Origin of the sequence: Corynebacterium sp. H130 (genome assembly GCF_037572395.1) — a bacterium.
Lineage (GTDB): Bacteria > Actinomycetota > Actinomycetes > Mycobacteriales > Mycobacteriaceae > Corynebacterium.
Genome location: NZ_JBBHLA010000003.1, coordinates 344,485 through 366,786 on the forward strand (window position 1 = coordinate 344,485; position 22,302 = coordinate 366,786).

General features: G+C 58.5%; 25 protein-coding genes and 1 tRNA gene. 9 read left to right on the top strand and 17 right to left on the bottom strand.

Features of this window, described 5'->3' with window-relative positions:
* Positions 1 to 72 precede the first annotated feature (72 nt).
* Positions 73 to 1,272, top strand: a complete 1,200-nt coding sequence (locus WG939_RS07880; protein WP_339984427.1) for an acyl-CoA dehydrogenase family protein — start codon at positions 73 to 75, stop codon at positions 1,270 to 1,272.
* Positions 1,273 to 1,281: 9 nt separating this feature from the next.
* Positions 1,282 to 2,025: an SDR family NAD(P)-dependent oxidoreductase gene (locus WG939_RS07885; RefSeq protein WP_339984429.1), complete on the top strand. Its 744-nt coding sequence runs from the start codon at positions 1,282 to 1,284 to the stop codon at positions 2,023 to 2,025.
* 3 nt (positions 2,026 to 2,028) lie between these two features.
* On the opposite strand, the gene WG939_RS07890 is transcribed toward WG939_RS07885, so the two are convergent.
* The 4 genes from WG939_RS07890 to WG939_RS07905 are packed head-to-tail and all read right to left on the bottom strand — an operon-like array spanning position 2,029 to position 6,421.
* Positions 2,029 to 2,442 carry a type II toxin-antitoxin system VapC family toxin gene (locus tag WG939_RS07890; RefSeq protein WP_339984432.1) on the bottom strand — a complete coding sequence of 138 codons (414 nt, stop codon included), beginning with the start codon at positions 2,440 to 2,442 and terminating at the stop codon, positions 2,029 to 2,031.
* The gene (locus tag WG939_RS07895; RefSeq protein WP_339984434.1) at positions 2,439 to 2,672 is read right to left on the bottom strand and encodes a FitA-like ribbon-helix-helix domain-containing protein; all 234 of its coding nucleotides are present in this window, start codon (positions 2,670 to 2,672) and stop codon (positions 2,439 to 2,441) included. The genes WG939_RS07890 and WG939_RS07895 overlap by 4 nt, the downstream gene beginning before the upstream one ends.
* 54 nt (positions 2,673 to 2,726) lie before the next feature.
* Positions 2,727 to 3,872: an acetoin utilization protein AcuC gene (locus WG939_RS07900; RefSeq protein WP_339984436.1), complete on the bottom strand. Its 1,146-nt coding sequence runs from the start codon at positions 3,870 to 3,872 to the stop codon at positions 2,727 to 2,729.
* Positions 3,869 to 6,421 (bottom strand): GNAT family N-acetyltransferase, encoded by a 2,553-nt coding sequence (locus WG939_RS07905; RefSeq protein WP_339984438.1) that lies wholly within the window; start codon positions 6,419 to 6,421, stop codon positions 3,869 to 3,871. The genes WG939_RS07900 and WG939_RS07905 overlap by 4 nt, the downstream gene beginning before the upstream one ends.
* A 49-nt stretch (positions 6,422 to 6,470) precedes the next feature.
* Here WG939_RS07905 and WG939_RS07910 point away from each other — a divergent pair, with 49 nt between their 5' ends.
* Entirely contained in the window at positions 6,471 to 7,028 is a 558-nt protein-coding gene (locus tag WG939_RS07910) for a DUF3267 domain-containing protein (RefSeq protein ID WP_339984440.1), read from the top strand.
* On the opposite strand, the gene WG939_RS07915 is transcribed toward WG939_RS07910, so the two are convergent.
* The 4 genes from WG939_RS07915 to WG939_RS07930 all read right to left on the bottom strand — a co-directional run bounded on the left by WG939_RS07915 (position 7,025) and on the right by WG939_RS07930 (position 9,322).
* Positions 7,025 to 7,219: a hypothetical protein gene (locus WG939_RS07915; protein WP_339984442.1), complete on the bottom strand. Its 195-nt coding sequence runs from the start codon at positions 7,217 to 7,219 to the stop codon at positions 7,025 to 7,027. The two genes, WG939_RS07910 and WG939_RS07915, sit on opposite strands and share 4 nt — an antisense overlap.
* Positions 7,220 to 7,233: 14 nt before the next feature.
* A complete protein-coding gene (locus WG939_RS07920) occupies positions 7,234 to 7,749 on the bottom strand; it encodes a hypothetical protein (RefSeq protein ID WP_339984444.1) in 516 nt (171 codons plus the stop codon).
* A gap of 92 nt (positions 7,750 to 7,841) precedes the next feature.
* Positions 7,842 to 8,543 carry a TatD family hydrolase gene (locus tag WG939_RS07925; RefSeq protein ID WP_339984446.1) on the bottom strand — a complete coding sequence of 234 codons (702 nt, stop codon included), beginning with the start codon at positions 8,541 to 8,543 and terminating at the stop codon, positions 7,842 to 7,844.
* A complete protein-coding gene (locus WG939_RS07930) occupies positions 8,534 to 9,322 on the bottom strand; it encodes a tRNA threonylcarbamoyladenosine dehydratase (RefSeq protein WP_339984448.1) in 789 nt (262 codons plus the stop codon). The genes WG939_RS07925 and WG939_RS07930 overlap by 10 nt, the downstream gene beginning before the upstream one ends.
* 67 nt (positions 9,323 to 9,389) lie before the next feature.
* Between WG939_RS07930 and WG939_RS07935 the strand changes: the two genes are divergently transcribed.
* Both WG939_RS07935 and WG939_RS07940 read left to right on the top strand, forming a co-directional pair.
* Positions 9,390 to 9,815, top strand: a complete 426-nt coding sequence (locus WG939_RS07935; RefSeq protein ID WP_339984450.1) for a hypothetical protein — start codon at positions 9,390 to 9,392, stop codon at positions 9,813 to 9,815.
* Between the two features lie 69 nt (positions 9,816 to 9,884).
* Positions 9,885 to 10,748, top strand: a complete 864-nt coding sequence (locus WG939_RS07940) for a hypothetical protein (RefSeq protein ID WP_339984452.1) — start codon at positions 9,885 to 9,887, stop codon at positions 10,746 to 10,748.
* A 5-nt stretch (positions 10,749 to 10,753) separates the two neighbouring features.
* On the opposite strand, the gene WG939_RS07945 is transcribed toward WG939_RS07940, so the two are convergent.
* Positions 10,754 to 10,824: transfer RNA gene (locus WG939_RS07945), tRNA-Gly, on the bottom strand.
* A 240-nt stretch (positions 10,825 to 11,064) separates the two neighbouring features.
* Between WG939_RS07945 and dcd the strand changes: the two genes are divergently transcribed.
* The 3 genes from dcd (at position 11,065) to WG939_RS07960 (ending at position 13,532) form a co-directional block, all read left to right on the top strand.
* Positions 11,065 to 11,628: a dCTP deaminase gene (gene dcd, locus WG939_RS07950; protein ID WP_339984455.1), complete on the top strand. Its 564-nt coding sequence runs from the start codon at positions 11,065 to 11,067 to the stop codon at positions 11,626 to 11,628.
* Positions 11,629 to 11,671: 43 nt separating this feature from the next.
* Entirely contained in the window at positions 11,672 to 12,994 is a 1,323-nt protein-coding gene (locus tag WG939_RS07955) for a UDP-glucose dehydrogenase family protein (RefSeq protein ID WP_339984457.1), read from the top strand.
* A gap of 169 nt (positions 12,995 to 13,163) precedes the next feature.
* Positions 13,164 to 13,532, top strand: a complete 369-nt coding sequence (locus tag WG939_RS07960; protein ID WP_339984459.1) for a hypothetical protein — start codon at positions 13,164 to 13,166, stop codon at positions 13,530 to 13,532.
* A gap of 38 nt (positions 13,533 to 13,570) precedes the next feature.
* Here the strand turns inward: WG939_RS07960 and WG939_RS07965 are convergent, their stop codons facing one another.
* Positions 13,571 to 14,806, bottom strand: coding sequence for a pyridoxal phosphate-dependent aminotransferase (locus WG939_RS07965; RefSeq protein WP_339984461.1), 1,236 nt, complete (start codon positions 14,804 to 14,806; stop codon positions 13,571 to 13,573).
* A 20-nt stretch (positions 14,807 to 14,826) separates the two neighbouring features.
* On the opposite strand from WG939_RS07965, the gene WG939_RS07970 reads away from it, so the two are divergent.
* On the top strand, positions 14,827 to 15,441 hold the full coding sequence (locus WG939_RS07970) for a GNAT family N-acetyltransferase (RefSeq protein ID WP_339984463.1): 615 nt from the start codon (positions 14,827 to 14,829) through the stop codon (positions 15,439 to 15,441).
* Here WG939_RS07970 and WG939_RS07975 read toward each other — a convergent pair.
* The 7 genes from WG939_RS07975 to WG939_RS08005 form a co-directional block, all read right to left on the bottom strand.
* Entirely contained in the window at positions 15,438 to 16,049 is a 612-nt protein-coding gene (locus tag WG939_RS07975; protein ID WP_339984465.1) for a cation transporter, read from the bottom strand. The two genes, WG939_RS07970 and WG939_RS07975, sit on opposite strands and share 4 nt — an antisense overlap.
* Positions 16,042 to 16,440: an arsenate reductase ArsC gene (locus tag WG939_RS07980; protein ID WP_339984467.1), complete on the bottom strand. Its 399-nt coding sequence runs from the start codon at positions 16,438 to 16,440 to the stop codon at positions 16,042 to 16,044. The genes WG939_RS07975 and WG939_RS07980 overlap by 8 nt, the downstream gene beginning before the upstream one ends.
* Before the next feature lie 10 nt (positions 16,441 to 16,450).
* Positions 16,451 to 17,473, bottom strand: coding sequence for an HNH endonuclease signature motif containing protein (locus tag WG939_RS07985; RefSeq protein ID WP_339984469.1), 1,023 nt, complete (start codon positions 17,471 to 17,473; stop codon positions 16,451 to 16,453).
* Positions 17,474 to 17,602: 129 nt separating this feature from the next.
* Positions 17,603 to 19,789 (bottom strand): choice-of-anchor M domain-containing protein, encoded by a 2,187-nt coding sequence (locus WG939_RS07990; RefSeq protein ID WP_339984471.1) that lies wholly within the window; start codon positions 19,787 to 19,789, stop codon positions 17,603 to 17,605.
* Positions 19,786 to 20,649 carry an anchored repeat-type ABC transporter permease subunit gene (locus WG939_RS07995; protein ID WP_339984474.1) on the bottom strand — a complete coding sequence of 288 codons (864 nt, stop codon included), beginning with the start codon at positions 20,647 to 20,649 and terminating at the stop codon, positions 19,786 to 19,788. Before WG939_RS07995 ends, WG939_RS07990 begins: the two co-directional genes overlap by 4 nt.
* Positions 20,646 to 21,389: an anchored repeat-type ABC transporter ATP-binding subunit gene (locus WG939_RS08000; protein ID WP_339984476.1), complete on the bottom strand. Its 744-nt coding sequence runs from the start codon at positions 21,387 to 21,389 to the stop codon at positions 20,646 to 20,648. The genes WG939_RS07995 and WG939_RS08000 overlap by 4 nt, the downstream gene beginning before the upstream one ends.
* Complete coding sequence (locus tag WG939_RS08005) at positions 21,386 to 22,297, bottom strand: choice-of-anchor M domain-containing protein (protein ID WP_339984478.1); 912 nt, start codon at positions 22,295 to 22,297, stop codon at positions 21,386 to 21,388. The genes WG939_RS08000 and WG939_RS08005 overlap by 4 nt, the downstream gene beginning before the upstream one ends.
* Positions 22,298 to 22,302 lie beyond the last annotated feature (5 nt).

Consider the following 22,302-nt stretch of genomic DNA (forward strand, 5'->3'; position numbering starts at 1 on the left):
AGTGACGTGGCGCACATTTAACGGTACGCTAAGTGGCAATATCGTACTAGGTGACACAGAGAGGGCGCTGCCATGCCTCCCATCCTCCCCAGTTTAGCTGCCGAATTTCCCAAGATTGCATTCCCGCACGCCGACATCCTCGGCATCGCTGACATGCTGACTCCTGAAGAACAGCAGCAGTTGCAGGGTATCCACGAGTTCCTACAATCCGAGATACGCCCAGTTGTGGGCCCGTACTGGGATCGTGAGGAACTGCCATTTGAGCTGCTGGCAAAGCTCGCAAGCCACGGCCTCGGTGAGCTGGACTTTATCTCCGATTCCCGCCTGTTCAAGGGCCTCGTCTACGCGGAAGTTACCCGCGCCGACGTTTCCCTCTCCGCGCTGGTTGGCATCCATAACGAGCTGATCGTCGACTTCATCAATGCCATGGGCACCCAGGAGCAGAAGGACACGTGGCTTCCTGGCCTGCGCCAATTCACCAAGACCGGCTGCTTCGCCCTCACCGAACCCGAGCACGGCTCGGACATTGCCGGCGGACTTGCCACCACCGCGACCCGAACCAACGACGGCTGGCTGATCAACGGCGCCAAGCGCTGGATTGGTGCAGGTACCTTCGCGGATTTCGCGCTCGTCTTTGCCCGCGACACGGACGACAATGAGATCAAGGGCTTCCTGGTTGAGCTCGACCGTGATGGCGTTTCGAAGAGCAAGATCGAGCGCAAGATGGGCCTGCGCATCATGCAGAACGCGAACCTCGGTTTTGAGAACGTGCACATCCCGCTAGAGAACGCTTTGCCAGGCGCATCCTCTTTCGCTGCCACCAACGTGCTGCTTCGCAACTCGCGCGCGTGGGTCGGCTGGCAGGGTGCAGGCATCCAGCTCGCGATGTTCGACGCCGCCCGTCGCTACGCCCTTGAGCGCGAGCAGTTCGGGCGCCCGCTGGCAAAGTTCCAGCTCATTCAGGAGCCGCTCACCCGGATTCTTGGCAATGCAACCGCGTCGCTGAGCATGATGGCGCAGGTCGCCCGCATCCAGCAGGATGACCAGATGGACATGCCGCACGCTGCGCTCGCGAAGGCCACCACCACCCGTCTGGCTCGCGAATCCGCCGCTGCGTGCCGAGGCATCTTCGGTGGCAACGGCATTTGCACTGACTTCGAGGCATCCAAGCTGATGTCTGACGCCGAAATCCTCTTCACCTACGAAGGCACCTACGAAATCAACTCGCTCATCGTCGGTCGCGCCGTCACGGGCGTATCCGCATTCGTGTAAAGGACCACCATGGATATTCAAGGAAAAGCGGCCATCATCACCGGCGGCGCATCCGGCCTGGGCGCCGCTACCTCCCGCGCGCTTATCGACGCCGGTTGCAAGGTCTACTCCTTTGACCTGCAATCCGGGGACATCGAGGGCGTTGATTACCGGATCGTCGACGTAACTTCCGCCGAAGCCGTCACTGAGGCTGTGCAGGCTGTTGCATCCGAAGCTGAACTGCGAGTTTTGGTAGCTTGCGCCGGCATTTGCCCATCGCAGCGCATCATGGGGCGCAAGGGCCCGCATGATCTTGGGCTGTATGCGAAGACGATTCAAGTGAACCTGATTGGTACGTTTAACGTGCTCACGGCGTTTTCTGAGGCTGTTTCGGGCCTGGAGCCACTCGATCCCGACGGCCAGCGTGGCGTTGCAATCATGACCGCGTCCGTCGCTGCGTTTGAGGGGCAGGTTGGTCAGGCTGCCTACGCTTCCTCGAAGGGTGGCATCTATGCGCTGACCATCACCGCTGCCCGTGACCTGGCCTCTTTGGGTATCCGGGTGTGCTCGATTGCCCCTGGCGTGGTGAACACTCCGATGATGGCTGCCATTTCCGAGGAATTCCGCACCGAGCTGGAGTCGCGCGTGCAATTCCCGTCGCGCATGGCCCAGCCTGAAGAATATGCGCTGCTCGTTCAGCAGATCGTGGCTAACAACTACCTGAATGGCGAAACTATCCGCCTGGATGGGGCCTTAAGGATGCCGCCGAGGTAGGTCCTACCTTTCGAATGGGTTGCAGAGCTTGAGTCCGTTTATGTGGGCGAAGTCTTTGGTGTTTCTGGTAGCTAAAGTTGCGCCCAAGCTGAGGCAAATGCCGGCGATTTGGGCGTCGGCGATCTGAATAGGGTGTCCATTTTTCAATCCAGAGCTAAGGGCGATTGCGGTTTCGGAAGCAGCTTCCTCGGTGTATGGGAAACTGCCGTAAGTGGACTTCGCTCTTTGCCAAACTATTTCTAGTGCTTCCTTGCGTTTGCCCGACGGTAACCGATTTAGGCCGAATTCAATCTCTTGCACAGTTATTGCTGTGATGCAGAGCTGCTGAGGGTCTCGTCCCTTCATCCATTGCAGGACTCGTAGGTCCGGTGAAATGCGCATCAATTCGGAAATGATGTTCGTATCCAGAACGATCATGAGAAATCAATTTCCCTTGGATATTCTTCTCGTGAGGGTAGCTCTAGGTCGGCGCCATTTTCTCCAACATTTGCATAGAGAAATTCCAAAATATTTTGCTTTGGTGCCGCCACATAATCCGCAATGAGTGCGCGAACTTCGGCCTCGACTGAGCGCCCATTTCTCGCAGCTATTTCTCGAAGCTGCTGGTGAATGTGGTCTTCGACGTTTCTGATGGTGAGAGTGGACATAAGACACCTCCTTTGCTAGCAATGCTAGCGTTTTGGCCAACCAAGAGCAATACCCTACCCATAAGGCTGCAATCCCCAATATGGGAACACCGCCCGCGAGGTGGCTTTCAAAGCAGGAGAAGCAGAACCTCCCAATGCAATCCGATCGAGCGACAGTTTTGAAGCATTGGATCCCGGATCTCCCCAGGTCACCGAGCACGGCGCGCCGACTCGCCTGGACCAGTTGTGTGGGAGCGCGGCTGCTGGTTCGAAGGGGACGTTGGCAACAGCTGCCAGCAGTGCTGCCCAGATCCGGGCAGCACTATCGCGGTGGTAACCGCCACCTCCCAGCGCGACCCATCGCCCGGACGCGTACTTGTCTGCCCAACGAGAAACCGACGCATAACTTCGGTACAAGGCGTCAACTGTCAAAGACAAATCAGCCAACGGGTCATCGCGATGCGGGTCGGCGCCGTGTTGAGTGATCAGCACTTCCGGCCGAAACACCTTCAGCAATTGCGGAATCACCGAATGCACGCACCGCAGCCATTCTTCTTCAGACGTATTCCGGTCAAGCGCGATATTTACTGCCGTGCCTAGTGCTGAAGGCCCACCGATCTCGTGTGCGAAGCCGGTCCCTGGAAACAGGTACAACCCGGATTCGTGAATCGAGATGGTGAGGACGCGCGGGTCGTCCCAGAACTGCCGTTCCACGCCGTCGCCGTGGTGGGCGTCGAGGTCAAGGTAGGCAATGCGGGTAGCCCCAGAGCTCAGCAGCCGACTGATGGCCACAGAGGCGTCGTTGTACAGGCAAAACCCTGACATACGATTCGGGAAGGCATGGTGCAATCCGCCCGCGATGTTTACTGCGCGCTTTACCCTGCCACTCCACACGGCATCAGTCGCAGCCACGGTCCCTGACACAATTGTGGCGCCAATGGCCGCCATCCGCGAAGAAGGAACCGGGTTATCCTCCGAATCTCCAAGGCCGTGTTCTGCGGAAACCGAACCAGAGAGCACGGCGTCAACATAGCCAGGAGTGTGGACGAGTTCGAGCAAAGAACGGGTGCACGGCGGCGGAACTTCCAGGTCAAAATGGGAAAGGACGCCGTAGTAGTCCGCAAGTTCTACTGCTAGTCGCACGCGGTCGGCGCCCATGGGATGTCTCTCGCCCAGGTCGTATCCGTACAGGGCGTCGTCGAGAAGCAGCAGGGGCTTCATAGCGCGCGGGCCAGGGGGTCGCGTTCGGCGGCGAGCGGGGCGATGCGGATGCGGGCGCCGACCACCGAGGCGCTGACGGAGCCGGCGATGACTGGGGTGAGCTCGATGTCGACGATCGCGGCTACGTCATCCTTAAGCTTTGCGACCCGCAACAATAGGTTCTCGATGGCTTCCAGCGAGGCCGGGCGGGATCCCCGATAGCCGTGGAGCAGTGGGGCAGCGCGGAGCTGGTCGAGCATGGAACGCGCATCGGTGCGCCGGACTGGTGGGACGCGCCAGGCGAGGTCGTCGAGGAGGTCCGAGGACGGGCCGGACATCCCCGTGGAAATCATCGGCCCCAGCACAGGATCTTCGATGGCGCGGATGGTGAGCGTTGCGCCGGGCGACACCGTCGGCTGCACGACCGCCTCAAAGCCAATCCCCAGGTCAAAGGCCATTCTCTCCAGCATGTACCATGCGCGTTCGACGGCCTCGGGGTCCGCCAAATTCCGGTGTACCGCTGATAGCTCCGGTCGGCCGCGAACAGCTGAGTCGATGTTTTTCAGCACGACATCCCAGCCGTATTCCTCGGCTGCTGTGAGGGCTTCCACCACAGTCGATACGGGAACCCACGGCACGAGGTTGATCCCGTAAGTTCCGAGGAGGCGGGCGCACTGGGCGTCGGAAAGCCAGCCACCGTCTGGATTAGCTGCCAAAAACTCGCCGACCAGCGCGGTTGCCGCTTCTCGATTGCCCTCTCCGATTTCGTCGGATGGGGTCGGACGGGCCGCAGCGCGTTGCTTTTCGCTGGCGAGGATCAAAGAGACGGCCTCGATGGCGTCGGCGTATGTGCCAAACACGGGCAGCTGCCCGCGCTTCTCGACGCCCGAAAGGTCCTCCACCACCGGCCGAAAACCCACAAAAGTGCTGATCAACGGAACATCGGCGGTCGCGAGTTCGGACAGCCCTGCGTAGACCTCTTCAAAGAGTTGCTCGCCGATCTCGACGATGCCGCTGAGCACCACGTCGGCTTCCTGCAGGGCCTTTCGGGTTGCTTCCAGGATGCCCCGGACCGGTTCTTCAAGCACTGTGATCGCGGTTGGCTCCAGCCCGAACCGTTCCGCAGACTGCGCCATTTGTGCGGTCAGACCGGCGGAATTGGAGATCACGGTGATTCGATTTCCACGTGGCACTGGTTGCCGGGCGAGCAGTTGCGCGATGTCGAACATCGTCTCGCGCTGGGTCACCACCATTGCGCCTGTTGCGCGAATGACCTCGTCCAGGGCCTTCGTCGAGGCGGTTTCCAGGCCTTCGATGGCGTAGTGGCGTGCGGACTTGAGTGCGCGCGATGGGATGAACACGACCACGCGCTTGTCCAAGGCTAGGCGCGCAAGTACTCGGAAGAATTTGCGCGGGTTGCCGATGGCGTCCAGCGAAAGCAGGCACACCTGGGTTTGATCGTCGTCCGCCCAGTATTGGATCACATCGTTACCGGTCACATCGCCGAATGAGCCTGCGCCGATGAATGAGCTGATGCCGGTGCCTCGCTTCAACGCGTAGGACAGGGTGAGCGTCGCAACGCCCGCAGACTGCGTGAACAGCCCGACCGACCCGGCGCGTGGCAATGGTGCAGGGGATGCGTTGAGGCCTGCGTGCGTATTGATCAGCCCGACTGCTGCCGGTCCGAGTGCGCGTAGCCCCAGGTCACGCGCCTTATCGACGAAAGCTTTCGTATCTTCCGGGGTGAGCCCTGGATTCTGGGAACCTGCCAACGCAACGACCCCGTAGGCGTTTTTGGCTGCGGCCTGCTTTAGGGTGTCTTCGAATGTTTCCGGGTCGTGTTCCACGATCACCAGGTCGGTGTTTTCTGGGATGTCTTCGAATCCGATAACTCCGGTATGGATGTGGAGTTTGCCGAGGAAACCAGCTTTGGTGAGGTTCGGGATGATCGCGTTCATGTGCCCGACATCGCCGATCACCGCCACGGATTTTGGTTGCAGCAACCTTCTGATGGAGTTTGCCTCTGATTTCAGTTCTCGGCGGGCCATAACGTCTCGGGAATTCTGTGTCGGGTCGAGGGGGAATTGGACGGTGATGAAGCCGTCTTCTAGCTGCGGGTTTACCTGGTAGCCGGCCTTAATGAAGGTTTGCACCATGGTGCGGTTTTGGGTCAGCATTTCGGCAAAGAAGGTCTTGATGCCGTTCTCGCGTCCGATCTGCGCCAGGTGCTCCAGCAGGATGTTGGCTACACCTTTGTGATGGTGGTCGTCTTGCACCAGGAAACTGACGTTTGCGGCTTCGTCCGGCAGTGGGGAATAGGTGGCGATTGCGATGATGTCTTCGCGATCACTCACAACGAGGGATACGTTCGCAGGGCTGAGCCAATTATCCAGATCCGCGTCCGTCAGCTCCGGGTGCGTGGCAAAGAACCGCAGGTACTTCGACTTGTCTGAGACCCGGGAATAGAAGGCCTTTAGCGCCTCCCGGTCATCTTCAACAGCTGGGCGCAGCGTGGTGATGCTGCCGTCATTGAGCACGACATCGGCTTCCCAGTTCTGCGACGTAGTCATGTGAGCTAGCTTACCGACGGCAGGGCCAAAAATATCTAGAATTCGACGTATGACTGAGCGCCTCATCGAAGAATGGATTCCGGACGTCAAAACCGCTGGCTTGATGAATGTAGTCGGTTTGGTCGCGACGATAGCCTCGATTGTTGGCTTCGCTTCGTTGTACTCCGCTGTTAATCCGGGGACTCATTCTTTTGAGATTTCCACGCGAGAGCTCGGATTGCTCTTGGGGATGCTGCTGTTTGTTTTTGTTTTTATGGTGGTGCACGAGTTGATCCACGGCTTTGCGCTGCGCACCCTTGGGCATAAGCCAAAATATGGCGCCACGATGGTTGGGGGAGTGATGCCCGCGTTCTACTGCACGTCCCCTGGCGCTCGTCTTGGTAAAGGTGCCTTCGTTTACGTAGCGTTGCTCCCGGGCATCGTCTTAGCGATTCTCCCTGCTGTGTACATCATTGCCCAGTTGCCGCTTTCGGGTTGGCTTGTGGTCCCTGCAGGTGTCTTGCTGGGTGGTGCCGTTGGGGACTGGTTTATGACGGTGAAGGCGCTGCGCGCCCCGAAGGGCGCGTTAGTCGAGGACATTCGGGACGGGATCAGGATTTGGGGCTAAGGTTTCCGACGCTTTTGATAAAGCGCCACGCTGATTCCAACGGTGACGAACAGCAGTGGTCCCACCAGCAAGATCAGTTGTAATAGGTTGCAGCCAAAGGAAACAAACATTGTCGTTAACACAATGAACAGCACCCAACATGCCAGCACTAGCGGAAATGACGTGATCGCCTGAAAGCCTTTTTGTTCCATCAGGTGGTTCCTATCTAGTCGAAGCAACTTGCTGCTGCGCCGGTCATGCCTCCGAAAACTCCGCCGCCGACTGCACCAACGACTCCGGCTCCTACCGTTCCGACCACTGGCAGGGTTACGGTACCGACGGCCGCACCTCCGAGTCCACCGGCCACGGCGCCGCCTCCGGCACCACCTACGGTTCCCAAGGCGCATTTGGCAATGTTTCGATCGCCGTTGCTTGGCGTGACTGCGGAGACAAGCAGTTCACCGTTATCGGAGACGGCATATTTCAACTGAATTTCGGTGCCGGAGTTGTCCACTGCCGTTTGAGGGAGCTGCTCTTTCTGGTTGGTGCCTTTTTGGATTGCTACCGCATTCCCATTCTCGATCTCGAATGTGTAGTCATCTGAAACGATGCCCATTTGGCTTTCATTCAGCTGCAGGTAGGTCATCTCATGTGTGCCAACTTCCGTTGCCACCGAGACTTGTGGCCCGCTCAATAGTGCGGCGGAAAAGATTGCAATGGCAAGTCGTCGTTGGAGCGACATATCCGTCCTTTCGGGGAAGCGATGATTCGGTACCCGACTGAACGTATTGAACCTGAGTTTCAGATTCAATGGTGGCAAGGGAATCGGATACTTTAGTGTTCACCTGCTCGGGGGCCGTAAAGGTGAAGCTGGTTTGCTTCAATGGCTGCAAGCATGTCGTAGCCACGCAGGGCAGATAGCTTTTCGACGGTGCAGTGCAGCGTCCTGGATGCCAATTCAGCCTGCTCGGCCATGGTGAGCTCATCGGAAGTCGGCAGATCGGTTTCCAGCAAGATTCGATTTTCCGGGACCTGCTTCACAAATGCCCGCCCGCGTTTTGATTCCAACATCCGCGGATTGACGGAGATGAAACCTCCGATCCGCATTAGACGGGTGAGCTCGTCCGAGTTTCCAGAGAACCAGTGAATGATTGGTGTTGCTGGGCAATCAGTCAAAAGATCCAGCACAGCGGACACTGATTTCACCGCGTGAATCGACATGACGTGAGAGCTGTCGAGAGCGCCAACAATGTGCGTGAAAACCCGTTCCTGCAGGTCACTATTGCCGATGCGTTTCGGGGAAAAATCCATGCCGATTTCCCCGATCAGGCGAGTTGACGGCAGATGCTCGTCGAAAAGCGCGAGCTCGTGTTTAAAATCGGCACCCACCCACCAGGGATGATATCCGAGCGATTGCCATGGGCCTGGCTTGAATGAAGAGGGGAGCACCGTTTGCGCGATCACGGGTGGCGCGAGTTTGACAAACTCCGACGGTGAGCTGAGGAAATCCAGGTGGTAGTGGGTGTCTAGGAGCATTCGAGTGCCTCTAAAAGGAGGGCTTCCTCTCGGGAGCGGAACAGGCGCGGTGGGCGGGGCATCGGTTCGAGCCCGGAGAGGCGGCGGATGACTTTGCCGGCGATCATCATGCCCATGATTGGAGGCATGTAGCTCATCGAGCCAAGCGTTTCCGCTTTAGTGGAACCGTGGCCTGGCTTCATAGGGGTCTCGGTAGAAAAGAGCACCTCGACACCCTTGATGCGTCGCTTGTTGCACTCAAGTCGCATCACTTTGGATAGCTGGCAGATTTCGGTCTTTCGCAGGTTGGCGAATTTGAGCTGCGTGGGGTCGAGGCGGTTTGCGGCACCCATTGAGCTCAGAAGCGGAATTCCGTTCGATGCGCACCAGTGCGCGATCGCAAGTTTCTGCGACACGGTGTCGATGCAGTCAAGCACGTAATCAGGCCTCGGCAGAGTATCGAGTACCTCAGGCACGTTGTCCGGGGTGAGGAAGATCTGCTGCGCAGTGACGTTGCATGCCGGGTTGATGTCATGGATTTTCTCTTCCATGACCTCAGCTTTTACCCGGCCAATGGTGGAGGTAAAAGCGATCAGTTGGCGGTTGATGTTACTGGCCTCAACCGTGTCTCGATCGAGGAGGATGAGATTGCCGACGCCACCACGCGCGAGTGCCTCCGCGCATGCGGAGCCAACGCCGCCGAGTCCAGCCACCAGTACTGTCGCGTTTTCGAGGTTCTCGAGGCCGTCGTCGCCGAGGAGGAGATGGAGGCGGGCGTGGCGTTCGTCGTGGCTTGGCATGGGAATCATTATAAATCCCTTGAATGTCGGATATAGCCGACATATGGTGTGGGGCAAGGAGGCAATAATGGACGAAGGAAAGTTCGATGAACGGCAGCTACGCACGCGCGGGAAAATCGCCAACTATTCTCTCGCGTTTGCGCTGATTCTGCTTCTGCTGCTGTCCATGTTGCTTGAGTTCACCGGAGACTGGATGAGGCCTTCGGCGGTAGCTCTAACGGTCTTGTGGGTGACTATTGGTTTTCAGACCATCGCATCGATCGTGAAGGGTGTGTACTTCCCGCCGGGAACGAACATGCAGAACACGAAGATACTCGCCTGGATTATTGGAATTGCCGCGCTGCTCAATTGTGTTTCGGTGGGTGTTTCGATTTCTCACGGACACTTCCTGGAAGACGGAAAATTGGGAAGTCGCTGGACTTCGCTGGTGATGGCAGTGGTATTCATCGCCGTTCTTGCAGTTGCGGTTTGGAAAGCCAAATCTCGCGACTAGTTGTGTGGCGGGCATCACTCCCTTGGTTTATTGTCAATTTAAATCAATAACCAACCCACGGGAGTATCAATGAAAGCTTATGATTTGGCATTTGGGCCAACCTCTAATGAACTGACCTGGAATCCTCGCGGTGGCGAGGCAGCGAACCTGCCAGATGCTCGTGAAATTGGCTGGACTGGGGCGGAAGGGCCTGGAATCCCTGTCGAATCCTGGCCACGCGGTTCGATGACGGGGCGCCCAATGTGGCACGCGCTGACCATCGAACTTCCAGAGGAGTATCGCACCCGGGGTGAAGAGCTGGTAGGAATTTCTTTCTTCCAGGGCGAGGGGCAGTTTGCAGAAGAGGATGAGCAGATTTCTGCCGCCTGGAGTGGTACTGCGCCAAACGACGACCCGTTCCTTGTGCAACTCGCTTCAGTTGCAGGTAAGAAGCACCCGCGGTGTGACATTTTGGAAGATATGATCGGCGGCGAATTCGCTGTCATTTGGCTAACCCGCGAAGAATTCGAGGGGCGCACAAATCCACCTGAAGATCCTCGCCGGGAAGGTGAATGGGCTGAGGATGACTGCGGCGCTAACGCCTGGGACGGTGAGGCCGTTTCCACCAAGATTTGGATCGGCGAGCGTGTTGGCGATGTAAACGCGGGTTATGCGCCGGAAGAGGGCTACTTGGAGCCAGGCGAAGAGCTGCTGACTGGCGAGTACCGTCCGCTCGCCTACGACAAGACCGGCGAGCCTGAGTGGGACAAATGGGTTGAATTCGGAGAAACTGCCCGTGGCCGTTGCCACTTGGGTGGCACCACGTTCTGCTGCCAAGCTGTTCCGGAGATTTCCGCCAAATACCTGGAGATCGAGGAATTCGGCGCCCTGAACTTTGGTGGTGGCAATGCCCAGTACTGCCTCGAAACCGGCGAGTTTGAGTGGGCTTGCTAAAAATGAGCCGATGACGGGAATCGAACCCGCGTATTCAGCTTGGGAAGCTGACATTCTACCATTGAATTACATCGGCAATTGCGCTCTCGCAATGCAAAATATTCTAGCATTCAAGCAATAGGCGATGAAAACGGGTGCCCAAATTGAATGCGCGGGGGCGATCCCATTACGCCGGAGATATCTGAAGGTTACAAAGCGCCAGCCTCCGTGGATCAACTTGCATCTGGCATCGGACAAGCTGGTCAATGGGCAGTGTTTGCTACAGGCAAAGAGATCAGTCCCTTTTATGAAGATTGCTAACCGCTACACTTGAATCATGCTGCTTTCAGATCGTGACATCCGCGCTGCCATAGATAACGGTGAACTCGGCATTGAGCCGTATGACGAAAAGATGGTCCAGCCGTCTTCTATTGACGTGCGTATGGACCGGTTTTTCCGCGTCTTCAATAATCAGAAGTACACGCACATTGATCCGAAGCAGCAGCAGGATGAGCTGACCAGCGAGATCGAGGTGCAGGAGGATGAGCCGTTCATCCTGCACCCGGGTGAGTTCGTTCTCGCGGCAACCTATGAGAAGTTCACCCTGCCGGCTCACCTCGCGGGCCGCCTGGAGGGCAAGTCGAGCCTCGGCCGTCTGGGCCTGCTCACTCACTCCACCGCGGGATTCATTGATCCAGGCTTCTCCGGCCACATCACGCTCGAGCTTTCTAACGTGGCCAACCTGCCGATCGCGCTCTGGCCGGGCATGAAGGTGGGCCAGTTGGCGCTGTTCAAGATGAGCTCCCCAGCAGAGACTCCATATGGCAGCAGCAAGCTGGGTTCCAAGTACCAGGGCCAGCGTGGACCAACTCCATCGAAGGCGTACTTGAACTTTAGGTAACAAAGCGAGCACGTCTCGAAAACCGGTACTAAATTGGGCTGTTATGCGTATGACAGTGATCGGAACCGGATACCTGGGTGCTACCCACGCCGCCTGCATGGCGGAACTTGGCCACGACGTCCTTGGTGTGGACGTGGACGAGAAGAAGATTGAGTCGCTGAAGAACAGCACAGTGCCGTTCTACGAGCCGGGTCTTCCAGAGGTTCTCGAGCGCAACATTGCCGCTGGCAAGCTGGATTTCACCACTTCTTACGACGAAGCTGCAGAGTTTGCCCACGTGCACTTCCTAGGCGTTGGCACTCCGCAGCAGCGCGGTTCCTACGCGGCAGATCTGAAGTATGTGCATGCTGTGATTCAGGACCTGGTGCCGAAGCTGAAGGGCGATCACCTGATCCTGGGCAAGTCCACCGTCCCGGTCGGCACCGCCGCTGAGCTGCAGAAGATGGCTGACGAACTTGCTCCTGAGGGCACCACCGTTGAAATCGCGTGGAACCCAGAGTTCCTGCGCGAGGGCTATGCCGTCCAGGACACCATCACCCCGGATCGCATCGTCCTCGGCCACCGCGCTGAAAATTCCAAGGCTGAGGAGATTGCCCGCGAGGTGTACGCAACCCCGTTGGCGAACAACACCCCATTCATCGTTACGGACCTGCAGACCGCCGAGCTGGTCAAGGTCTCCGCGAATGCCTTCCTCGCGACCAAGATCTCCTTCATCAACGCGGTCAGCGAGGTGTGCGAGCTCGTGGGCGCGGACGTCGTTAAGCTTGCCGACGCCATCGGCCATGATGACCGCATTGGCCGTAAGTTCCTCGGTGCTGGCCTTGGTTTCGGCGGTGGCTGCCTTCCTAAGGACATCCGCGCGTTCATGGCCCGCGCTGGCGAATTGGGTGCTGACCAGGCGCTGACCTTCCTTCGCGAGGTGGATGCGATCAACATGCGTCGTCGTGATCGCATGGTGCTGCTGGCGCGCGAGGCTTGTGGTGGCAATTTGCTGGGCCACAACGTCACCGTGCTTGGTGCTGCGTTCAAGCCGAACTCCGACGATGTTCGTGATTCGCCAGCCCTGTCCATCGCTGGTTCGCTGTCTCTGGCTGGCGCGCAGGTCACGGTGTATGACCCGCAGGGTATGGAGAACGCTCGTCGTGTGTTCCCGACCCTGAATTACGCATCCTCCACTGACGATGCGCTGCGCGGTGCGGACGTGGTCGTTCTGGCTACCGAGTGGCAGGAATTCCGTGATCTCGATCCTGAGCACGCTGCGACCCTGGTGCGCGAGAAGAAGATCCTGGATGGTCGCAATGTGTTGCCGGTGGAGAAGTGGCGGGCTGCGGGCTGGGATATTAAGGCGCTGGGACGTTCTCTGTAGTTAAGAAAACTAGGGTTTTGCTTAGGTGAACGCTTGGTAAACTATCAGGCTTTTGGGGCCTTCCCAAGAAGTTAGCAAGAAGTTGTCAAGAACCCTAAAACTGCCTGGTAGTTGCGGATTAGCTCGGATATGTTGAACAGAGAAAGATAGTCCCTGTCCGAGGAGTTCCGTGCCTAAGTTCTTCTACTTTCTTGTTGAAGCCGCGTTGTTGCTCACCGTTCCCCTGGCACATGCCGTGGAGGATGTGAGCAGCGTGGCTATGCTTGCGCGGGTACTGTGCATTTCGCTGTTTGGTGCAAGCTTCTGGCTGGGCACCACCGACGATCGCTTCTTTGCCTTCGGCTTCCTGATCGCGCTCCTTAGCGGTGCGGTCTGGAGCGCGGAGATCTTCGGCGTGCACCTTTACCCAGTGCTGTGGGTTACCTACGTGCTCGTGATTGCCGAAGTGGCGATCCGACTTGCATCGCATCGAATGGACTGGCAATTGCGACTGCCAAGCGAATATGTCGCTCCGAAGCGACAGCTGACGCACCGCTAATTAGCAAAATGGTCCCGGTTTAAAACCGGGACCATTTTTTATTGCTTGTAGTACTTCAGGAAGTTGCCGAGGCGCCCGATGGCTTCGGTGAGCTCGGTAGCGTGCGGCAGTGTGACCACGCGGAAGTGATCAGGCTTATCCCAGTTGAAGCCGGTGCCGTGTACGAGCAGGATCTTTTCGGCACGGAGCAGATCGAGCATCATTTGGGCATCGTCGTGGATGTGGTACATCTCCAGGTCGATCTTCGGGAAGGCGTAGAGCGCGCCCATCGGTTTGACGCAGGAAACACCGGGGATTGCGTTCAATGCTTCGTATGCGGCGTCGCGCTGCTTGCGAAGGCGACCGCCTTCTCCGGTGAGTGAGTAGATCGACTGGCGACCCCCGAGGGCCACCTGGATGGCGTGCTGGGCCGGCACGTTGGCGCACAGGCGGGTGCCGGAGAGAAGCTCAAGGCCTTCGATGAAGCCTTCCGCATTGTGCTTCGGGCCGGTCAGGACCATCCAGCCAGCGCGGTATCCTGCGACGCGGTAGGCCTTGGACAGGCCATTGAAGGTGATGCACAGCAGGTCTGGGCACAGGGTGGCGATGGAGATGTGTTCGGCATCGTCGTAGAGGATGCGGTCGTAGATCTCATCGGCGAGGATCAGGAGTTCGTGTTCGCGCGCAATGTCAACAATTTGCTGGAGGATCTCCTTCGAGTACACGGCACCCGTTGGGTTGTTCGGGTTGATAACGACGATGGCCTTGGTCTTGTCTGTGACCTTGGATTTGATGTCCTCGATGGACGGGTTCCAATCGTCTTCTTCGTCGCACAGGTAGTGCACCGGCTTGCCGCCAGCGAGGGAGGTAGCGGCGGTCCATAGTGGGTAGTCGGGCTTAGGGATGAGGACTTCGTCGCCGTCGTTAAGCAGTGCCTGTGTAACCATGGAGATCAGCTCGGAGACGCCGTTGCCGAGGTAGACGTCGTCGATGTCGAACTCTGGGAAGCCGTCGATGAGCTCGTAGCGAGTCACGATGGCGCGGCGAGCTGGGATGATGCCCTTGGAGGTGGAGTAGCCCTGCGAGGTGGGGAGGGCTGCGATCATGTCTTGCAGGATCACGTCTGGGGCGTCGAAACCGAAGATGGCTGGGTTGCCGGTGTTCAGCTTGAGGATGCGATTGCCCTCGTTCTCCAGGCGTTCCGCCTCCGCCGACACTGGTCCGCGAATCTCGTAGAGAACGCCTTTGAGCTTGTCGGACTGGTCGAAGATACGGGGAGGTCGCTTGGTATTCACCTGTACTATCATGCCACTGTATGCAGCCTGAGTTAAAGTACCCGCCGTTTGGTTTGAAGCTTTCCGATGATTTCGTGACGCTGAAGATCGTTGAGGATAGCGATCTTGCGTTCATGTGCGCGGTCACTGAGGAGGATATTTTCGAGCCGAATTGCCCGTGGGTTTTTCCGTGGTTGCAGGAAAACTCCGACACGGCCCAATTTCATTGGAGCTTGCGTGCGAACAACAAGGCCTCGAATTGGACGTTGTCTTTCGCGGCGTATGTTGCCGGTGAGTATGTGGGCACGATCGATATGCGTGCGGTGAATTTTGCTGAAAAGCGGACGATCGAGACCGGTTCTTATGTGCTTCGAAAGTTCCAGGGGCAGGGAATCGGTAAGCGGATGCGCACGTTGGTCGCGGCGTATGCGTTTGAGCATCTCGGTGCCCGGGAGTTGCGGACGGCGTGGCATCCGTTGAATTTGGCGTCCGCCGGCGTGAGTAAGACGCTGGGGTATCGGGTGGTTGGGCGAACGGAGTTTGGTGAGAACGACCGCCCGGAGGTCCATGCCCGGCTGGCCCCAGAAGATTTTGTTGGTGGCTCGGTTCAGGTCTCCGGACACACGGACGCCCTGGTCGAGTTCCTGGGCGCCTAGTCTTCTTCCAGTTCTGGGTCTTCTGCTTGGGCTTGTTCGTAGACTTCTTTGGCTGCGCCGAGGTTGATGAGTCCGATGATTACTCCCACTACGACGTCTGGCCAGATGGTGGTCCAGAAGATGGTGACGAGTCCGGCTGCGAGGATGAGGATGTTGGCGAGGACGTCGTTACGCGCTGCGAGCCATGCACCGCGCATGAGCGCTGATCCTTGCCGCAGTTGTACGAGCAGGAGCGCGCACACCAGGTTGATGACCATGGCTGCGACGGCGGTGGCGGACAGTGTGAATGGCTCTGGTGGGGCGCCGGTGATGATTTTCCAGGCTGCCATGCCGAGCGCGGCGAGGGCTGGGATGAGGATGAGGCCGGCGAGCCAGATGCTGGCTTTGCGACGGCTTGCCACTGGCCAGGACATCGCGAGGAGGACGAGTCCGTTGATGAGGGTGTCTTCGAGGAAGTCGGCTGCGTCTGCATAGAGGCTGGCGGAGCCGATAATGGTGGCTACGATTGCTTCGCCGAGACAGCCGATGAGGTTCAGCAGCGCAACTGCGAGGACGATTTTGCGGGCTTTGTCGGTGAGGTTTGATGCGTGGATTTCTTCGTTACACATGTTCGTCTCGTAGGCGTTTCACTTTTGCTTCAATGATGTCGATGATTCGGTTGAATTCGTCGTCGGCTTTTCCTGTTGGGTCGTCGAGTCCCCAGTCTTCGCGGATTTTACATGGCAGGGTTGGGCAGGAGACATTGCAGCCCATGGTGATGAGGATGTCGACGGTGGGGAGTTCCTCGATGAGCTTTGGGTGTTGGCCGTCTGCTTCCATGTCGATGTCGTAGCGCTGCTTGATGAGCCGTACCGCGTCTGGGTTGATGCGGTCGGCTAGTTCGGTGCCTGCGCTGTGGAAGTCGAATTTGTCGCCTGCATAGTAGTCGCCGATGGCTTCGGCCATTTGGCTGCGGCAGGAGTTGTGGACGCATACGAATGCGACTACGGGCTTGGTCATGAAGCCAATTTTACGCAGCCCGCAAGTTTGCAAGTGGTCCGCTTGGGAATGTCCACATCACGCTGCCGTCTGGCTGAAGCGTTGGGTGTACCTTCCTTTCTGTCTTGAGGTTGTGGTGGTGTCTGCAGAGGCAGTGCAGATTGTCTGGTGTTGTTGGCCCTTGGGGGAAGGGGATCACGTGGTCGATGTCGCACCGCCGCGCGGGCACGTTGCAACCGGGGAAGCGACAGGTGCCATCTCGGCCCTGAATGTAGGCCCGCAGTCGATCGTCTGGGCGATAGGTGTGGGTCGCGCGCTCCCGCCACGCGGCTAGTTCGTCGTCCATGAGGGGTTCCTCGTTGAGGAAGACACCGTCGTCCGTGCCATACAGGTGGAAGACCACTTTGGCGGTTATGGCGCCACGAAGCAGCTGGACCAGTGCTTCGGCCAGCGTGATGTTGTGGGTTTTCGCAGTGGTGCTCAGGATCTCGTGGATTTCCTGGCCAATTGCTGTTGGGAATCTCCCGTCGATGAATGTTCCATCTGGCGTGTGCTGCACGCGCACTTCCACGTCCGGGAGTGGCGAATCTGCAGGTGGTGGAACTAATTCGTCAACCCACTGCTTGACTCGCTTCTTGATCGAGCGTGCCGACGGCAATACCTGGCCTTGCCGTTTCGGTGTGAGATACGCGGTCAGGCGTTCGTCAATTGTGCGGGTATATTCCCTGGGGAGTGCGAACACTGGCTCGCAAGCAGCGAAGAGATGCTGCTTATCCAGGTGTCCCAGTTCTAGACAAAGAGACTTGAAATTAGGTAGCGCGCCCAATACATCCTTAATGACAAACATGTGTTCTGTTTGTGTAACGGACGTTCCGAGCAGGGCTGCGTAACGAGCCATGTGAACATCCCAATCGATGTCCTCGAAATCTGGCGCATGAATGAAGTCGATGAGCTGGATAAACTCGCGGTTTTTGCTGGTTATGTACGGGCAGACTGGTTCATGGGGATCATAGTTGGTGTAAAACATGACGTCCTCAAGAGTTATGGTTGCCACCCCGACAACCTAGCCCCATTTTAGCCGATCTGTTCTAATTGGTCAACGCCTTTTTCAAACAATTTTTCGCAAAATGAAAAGCCCCCGCGTATGAACGCAAGGGCTTATAGGCACCACACTGAAGACGACTTACTCCAGCTCCTCGTGCCCACCAAACCGTCGCAGAGCCCGCGCCGTGGCAATGAACAATCCCAAACCGCCGAGCAGTGACATCAGTCCAATGCCAACCACGAATCCGGCCATCCAGCCGCCCGCAGTCAACCCGCCTTGCGACGCCGCGTTGGTCACCGCCGGCGACTGAGTTGGGGCAGCTGCCACTGCCGACGCTGGCTGCGCTGGCATCAGCGGAGCCTTCGACGTCGGAGTCGGCTTGGCCGTGGTCTTGGCGGCGGACTTTGGCGTCTTAGGGGCAGACTTCGCACCCTCTTTAGAAGTAGACTTTGCTCCCGACTTAGGCGCAGACTGTTCCGCGGCCTTGGGAGCTGGCCGTTCCCCAGCGTTAGTGACAGGAGCGGGCTCCGGAGCAGCTTCAGGCTTAGGTGCAGACGCCTTAGCCGGAGCAGAAGGAGCCGGTGCGGTATCCCGATTTAGCAGTCGTGAACCAATGGTCAGGGCCGCCGATCCGAGTCCCAACGCCAATCCCAAGTCCTGAATGTCGTTCTTTGGAGAGGCGCTAACTGGAGTAGGAACCTGAGTAGGACCTGGAGTAGGAACCGTAGTCGAGGTAGGACTTTCAGTTACCGGCTCGCACTTTGGTGTGGTGTCCCGCGTGGTCGGCTCGGAAAGCTGCAAGCTTGCGGGATCGATGCCCATGGTGGTGGCAGCATCGTAGAGTGCGGAATCACCCACCATGTAGTAGGCAACAAGTTCCGTGTACAGCGGTTTTCCGTCCGTGAGCGTGCCCTCAAAGGCGTAGGTCACCCGGTACGCGCCGGGCTGCGTGAACACAAAAGCCATGTGGTCGTGGGAACGCTGTGGGTAATGAACCTTCAGATCTGGATCATCCGAATCGAGGCTGATCGTCGTCTTGGTGAGCGAATCATGGGTTGCGATCATGCGACCCGGGCCCTCGAAGTTGGAAATTGACACGGTGATGCCCTCTGGGGACACCGAGGAGTAGTCGAAGTTTTCCGTCGAGAAGCCCTGCCATGGCAGTGTTGGATCCTGGGCCTGTGGCAGCAGCCAGCCCGCGCACACGCCGATATCCGTGCGGGCCTTCGCCGGGATTTGCGTCAGGGTACGGTTTGGGACGGCGTAAACGAAGGTGGTGGAGCGGTGGTCGCCGTCGACGTCGCTGCGCATCATCGCGCTTGCCTCCTGACCTGCGCCGAACAAACCCATGTCTTGATGGCCGTGGGTGATCATCGCGGACGGGTTGGAGCGCCACAGCAGCTCCTGTACCTGCTCCGTGCTCTGCGTGTATTCCTCGACTTCCCCTGGCTCCGTTGGGGTAGTGGTCGGTTTCATCTCATCGCGGATGTCTTCGGCCGACTTCGTAATTGGGGTCAGCTCGGTGGTGGTGCCAGCTGGCAGCCCGACCTCTTCATCGGAGCCGACCAGCCACGTTGTAGTGACCAGCGGTCCCGTCTCCTCCGAACCGTCAGTCTTCTTGCCATGCACTCGCCAACTCAAGTGGTAGATGCCCGCCTGGCTAAACGTCCAGCTGTAGTGGCCATGCGAACCAACGTTCAGCTGGAAGGAATTCTTCCCTTCCTTAGTAGAAAACACCCGGTCAGGCTGATCGACAGAACGGTTGTAGAAGAACATCTCTACATCGCCCGGACCGTCGACTTCGGCGAGCTCCATCGTCACCTTGTTCTCAGCGAAGTCGGTGGGTACTTCGAGCTCATGATGCGGATCAAAGGCGCCAGCGCCCGCCCACAGGGGACGCCAGGAATCCATGAAGTCTACCTCTTGGGGAGCAACCCACAGGATCGTCCCCGGCTCGCCGAGGAAGCTCAGGTTTGGATCATCCTCGGGCACGACCAGGCGGGATACTTCCTCGCCGTTCTTGTTCGCGTCTGGGGCGAGTCGCAGACACAGCTCATCCGCTGGGATGGGGACCTGGCCGTCCACGATCATCGTCTGCAGCTCGCCGTCCAGTCGGGTGGCGTAAATCGCGTCGACGTGAGAGTGATACGCCAGCTTGCGGCCCGCGCAAGGATGCTCCTCGTTTGTCCCCGTCATCGTTGTGCCGGCCGGCACCTCTACGCCAAAACCCCGATTTCCAGGTTTGAATTCCGTTGCCTCAGCAGCAGGGATAACCGTGGCGCCAGCCAGCAGGCAAGCGCCCAAGAAACTAAGTGTCTTTTTCATGCGAGTTTTCCTTTGTTGAAGATGCGGAGGACGCCGTTCTTTGGGGACAGCAGCCAACACAGAAAGAAAATGACGGTGCAGGTCAGGACGATCGTGGCGCCCGTGGGGAAGTTCGCCGCCCACGAAATGTAAATGCCAAGAAAGCTGGCCACGCCACCGACGAGCGCGGACAGCCACATCATCACGCCCAGGCGGTCAGTTAGCAGCCTTGCCGACGCCGCAGGTGTAATCAGCAGTGCCAGCACCAAGATGTTTCCGATGGTCCTGACTGAGATAACAACGGCCGCAGTGACCATCACGTACATGACGATGTCCAGGACAAATACCGGCAGTCCTTGGGCGCGCGCCGTCTCACGGTCCAAGCTCACGGCCACGAGCTCCTTGTTCAGCGCCAGCAGAACGCCGATCACCACAGTGCCTACGACGAACACCAGCACAATGTCCGAATCGGCAACACCCGTGATCGAACCAAATAGGAAGCTGGTGAGCGAAGCGGTGTAACCGTCAATGCGGGAGATAATCACCAAACCGAGCGCGAACGCAGCGGCATAGAAAATGCCAATGAGCGTGTCTTCTTTCACGCGGCGACGCTGGGAAAACACCGCCACCAGCAGCGCGACAATAGTTCCAGCGACAGCGCCGCCGAGGAGCACCGAACCCTGCAGTGCAAAGGCCACAGCGATGCCAGGGAACACTGCATGTGCCACGGCATCACCGATGAAAGCCATTCCGCGCAGCACCACGTGGGTGCCCACCACCGCGCACACCAGCGAGCTCAGCACTGAAATGAGCAGCGCCTTCGGAAGGAACGCGAGCGCTGGATTAGACAAATCCGAAAGGAACTGGGTGAAGGAAATCATGCGACACCTACAATCCGCAGCAGCGGGGAGGACGACGTGATGCCGAATGCTTCCATCCACACGTCCTTGTCCTGGAGTTGTTCAGGCGCTCCAGAAGCCACAATCTTCCCGTTGAGCAGCACCACTCGGCTACACACCTCCATCGCTTCCGGCAGGTTGTGTGTGGACATGACGATGGCGACTCCCTCCGAGGCCAGCTCGTTGAAGAGATCAAGCAACAGTTCGGCGCTAGGCATATCGAGTCCGGTGAAGGGTTCGTCGAGAAGCAAAATGTCCGGGCCGAGGGCGAGCGCGCGGGCGACGAGCACCCGCTGGCGCTGACCCCCGGAGAGCTCGCCGATGGGGCGGTCAGCGAGGTCGCGGAGGCGAACCCGGCCGAGGGCGCGGTCGACGGCCTCGTAGTCCTTGACGCGGGGACGTCGCAACCAGCCGATGGCGCGGGCGCGGCCGGACATCACCGTGTCATGGATGCTGATAGGGAAGTCCCAAGCGAACTCGTGACGCTGTGGCACGTAGCCAATGCGCCCGCGGGCCTTCGTGGCAGGCTGACCCGAAATGCGGACCTCGCCTCGTGATACCGGAAGCACTCCCAGAATCGAGCGGAAAAGGGTCGTTTTACCAGCGCCGTTAGGGCCAATCAGGCCAACGAACTCGCCGGGCGCGACCTCCAAGTCCACCCCGCGCAGCACTTCACGGCCCGCCAAACTCACGTGTAGCCCGGAAACTGACAGTGGGTTCACTGAGCCCGCCCCTTCGTCACTGCCGCGCGACGGCGGCGCGCCTCACGACTCATCATGAATGCGCCGAGGGCCAACACCGCTGCAACGACGAGCAAACCGACTCCTACCCACAGGTACGAACTCTTCTCCTGCTGAGCCGGGGCGTCCGGCGCAGCCTGGCTATTCAGCTCGCCCTGCCACGTCGCAGCCGCTGCGTCCGCAATTGGGGTATCACCAACTGCGAACTTGAGCACCTTTGTGTCCCGCAACTCGGTGCCATCGACCTGCTTAATCACCACTTCCAGCGCCACCAAATGCACGCCAGGCTCGGTGAAAACCCAGTTTGCGTGGGTGTGGGTGTTGAGTTCGGCCCACATCGACTGCTGCCCGCCCGATGCAGAACTAAACAGCTGCTGTGGCTTCGCGAAGCCACCGGCCTGCAGGAACAACGTGTACTGGCCCGGCCCCTGGTGTCCCAGGAAATTCATGGTCACGCCCCGGTCCGCGAGGCTCTGAATGCTTGGGTGCTGCGTGTTCCAGCCGAGCCACACCACGCCCGGGATCTCGGTCTGGGGGACTACCCACACCTGATCGCCGGCGCGGGCGCCCGTGAAGTCGAACTGGTCGCCTGCAGGCAGGGTAGTGATCGCCTTCTCGCCGACCGGGAACACGACGTCCTCAATGTGGCGCCACTCCGGTTGCTCGGTCGTGTCATCGCGAACGAGGAATTCAAGTTTGCCATCAACCACCATCGGGCCAAGATCCACGTGCCCAGCATCGATGGCCACCTGTGTGCCCAATGGAGCGATGGTTTCCTGATCAGTGACGGTCTGCGCCAAGTTTGGATCCTGCAGCGGGGCCTGCGCATATGCCGCGTGTGGTAACAGCAGAGCTGTCGCAGTGACAATGGCTGCAATTGTGTTTTTCATGTTGT

Coding starts and splice junctions, on each gene's coding strand:
- WG939_RS07880 (WP_339984427.1), top strand. CDS start 73: ATGCCTCCCATCCTCCCCAGTTTAGCTGCCGAATTTCCCAAGATTGCA.
- WG939_RS07885 (WP_339984429.1), top strand. CDS start 1,282: ATGGATATTCAAGGAAAAGCGGCCATCATCACCGGCGGCGCATCCGGC.
- WG939_RS07890 (WP_339984432.1), bottom strand. CDS start 2,442: ATGATCGTTCTGGATACGAACATCATTTCCGAATTGATGCGCATTTCA.
- WG939_RS07895 (WP_339984434.1), bottom strand. CDS start 2,672: ATGTCCACTCTCACCATCAGAAACGTCGAAGACCACATTCACCAGCAG.
- WG939_RS07900 (WP_339984436.1), bottom strand. CDS start 3,872: ATGAAGCCCCTGCTGCTTCTCGACGACGCCCTGTACGGATACGACCTG.
- WG939_RS07905 (WP_339984438.1), bottom strand. CDS start 6,421: ATGACTACGTCGCAGAACTGGGAAGCCGATGTCGTGCTCAATGACGGC.
- WG939_RS07910 (WP_339984440.1), top strand. CDS start 6,471: ATGACTGAGCGCCTCATCGAAGAATGGATTCCGGACGTCAAAACCGCT.
- WG939_RS07915 (WP_339984442.1), bottom strand. CDS start 7,219: ATGGAACAAAAAGGCTTTCAGGCGATCACGTCATTTCCGCTAGTGCTG.
- WG939_RS07920 (WP_339984444.1), bottom strand. CDS start 7,749: ATGTCGCTCCAACGACGACTTGCCATTGCAATCTTTTCCGCCGCACTA.
- WG939_RS07925 (WP_339984446.1), bottom strand. CDS start 8,543: ATGCTCCTAGACACCCACTACCACCTGGATTTCCTCAGCTCACCGTCG.
- WG939_RS07930 (WP_339984448.1), bottom strand. CDS start 9,322: ATGCCAAGCCACGACGAACGCCACGCCCGCCTCCATCTCCTCCTCGGC.
- WG939_RS07935 (WP_339984450.1), top strand. CDS start 9,390: ATGGACGAAGGAAAGTTCGATGAACGGCAGCTACGCACGCGCGGGAAA.
- WG939_RS07940 (WP_339984452.1), top strand. CDS start 9,885: ATGAAAGCTTATGATTTGGCATTTGGGCCAACCTCTAATGAACTGACC.
- dcd (WP_339984455.1), top strand. CDS start 11,065: ATGCTGCTTTCAGATCGTGACATCCGCGCTGCCATAGATAACGGTGAA.
- WG939_RS07955 (WP_339984457.1), top strand. CDS start 11,672: ATGCGTATGACAGTGATCGGAACCGGATACCTGGGTGCTACCCACGCC.
- WG939_RS07970 (WP_339984463.1), top strand. CDS start 14,827: ATGCAGCCTGAGTTAAAGTACCCGCCGTTTGGTTTGAAGCTTTCCGAT.
- WG939_RS07975 (WP_339984465.1), bottom strand. CDS start 16,049: ATGTGTAACGAAGAAATCCACGCATCAAACCTCACCGACAAAGCCCGC.
- WG939_RS07980 (WP_339984467.1), bottom strand. CDS start 16,440: ATGACCAAGCCCGTAGTCGCATTCGTATGCGTCCACAACTCCTGCCGC.
- WG939_RS07990 (WP_339984471.1), bottom strand. CDS start 19,789: ATGAAAAAGACACTTAGTTTCTTGGGCGCTTGCCTGCTGGCTGGCGCC.
- WG939_RS07995 (WP_339984474.1), bottom strand. CDS start 20,649: ATGATTTCCTTCACCCAGTTCCTTTCGGATTTGTCTAATCCAGCGCTC.
- WG939_RS08005 (WP_339984478.1), bottom strand. CDS start 22,297: ATGAAAAACACAATTGCAGCCATTGTCACTGCGACAGCTCTGCTGTTA.